This is a genomic window from Streptomyces thermovulgaris (assembly GCF_002155915.1).
Taxonomy (GTDB): domain Bacteria; phylum Actinomycetota; class Actinomycetes; order Streptomycetales; family Streptomycetaceae; genus Streptomyces; species Streptomyces thermovulgaris.
In genome coordinates, this window is record NZ_MUME01000291.1 from 1 (window position 1) to 1,016 (window position 1,016).

Below are 1,016 nucleotides of genomic sequence, written 5' to 3' on the forward strand. Positions count from 1 at the left end.
AAAGCGAACAAGCCCCACGGGGCTCCCTACGTTGTCTAAGGGCTGTCCCGTAACTGCTGGTCGCAGGTGAGATGATCATGGTGTGGCTGGTGTGATCACGGCGTCGGAGCCGTCCTGGATAGCCCCGTTCACCGGGCTGAGCCCGCGACAGTTCGGCAAGCTGATCACCGCGCTGCGGCGTGAGGGCGCCGATCCGGTCCGCAAGGGCCGGCCGTGGTCGCTGCCGCTGGAAGACCGGGTGCTGCTGGTCGCCGCGTACTGGCGCACCAACCTCACCCTGCGCCAACTCGCCCCGCTGTTCGGGGTGTCGAAGTCCGCGGCCGACCGCATCATCGACCACCTCGGACCGGCGCTCGCCCTGCAGCAGCGCAAGCGGTTCCGCAAGGACACCGTGCTGATCGTGGACGGCACCCTGGTCCCCACCCGCGACCACACCATCGCCGAGCGGTCCAAGAACTACCGGTACTCCACCAACCACCAGGTCGTCATCGACGCCGGCACCCGGCTCGTCGTCGCCATCGGCCGACCGGTGCCGGGCAACCGCAACGACTGCCGGGCGTGGGAGGACTCCGGCGCCAAGGACGCCGTCGGCACGACGCCTACGGTGATCGCCGACGGCGGCTACCGGGGCACCGGCCTGGTCATCCCGCACCGCCGCGAACGCGGTCAGATCGAGCTTGCGGACTGGAAAGAGGACCACAACCGCTCCCACCGCAAGGTCCGCGCCCGTGTCGAGCACGCCTTCGCCCGCATGAAGACCTGGAAGATCCTCCGCGACTGCCGCCTGAAAGGCGACGGCGTTCACCACGCGATGCTCGGCGTCGCCCGCCTGCACAACCTCGCCCTCGCCGGGTGACCGGAAAAACGACGCTGGTCAACCGGCATGCCGTAGATCATTTACGGGACAGCCCTTAGGTGTATTGCCCTGAGAGGTTAGGGACGCGGCTGGCGGGTGGCTGGCCTTTCAGCGCGGTGTGTCCGCGGTGGTGATTGTAGGTGTGCAGCCAGTCGGGGAA

General features: G+C 68.1%; 1 protein-coding gene and 1 pseudogene. One reads left to right on the forward strand and one right to left on the reverse strand.

Features of this window, described 5'->3' with window-relative positions; all coding sequences use genetic code 11:
• Positions 1-82: 82 nt before the first annotated feature.
• The gene (locus CCN35_RS21325; protein WP_086793923.1) at positions 83-856 is read left to right on the forward strand and encodes a transposase; all 774 of its coding nucleotides are present in this window, start codon (positions 83-85) and stop codon (positions 854-856) included.
• A gap of 55 nt (positions 857-911) precedes the next feature.
• Here the strand turns inward: CCN35_RS21325 and CCN35_RS27835 are convergent.
• Positions 912-1,016, reverse strand: a pseudogene (locus CCN35_RS27835) (IS481 family transposase); the annotation flags it as partial.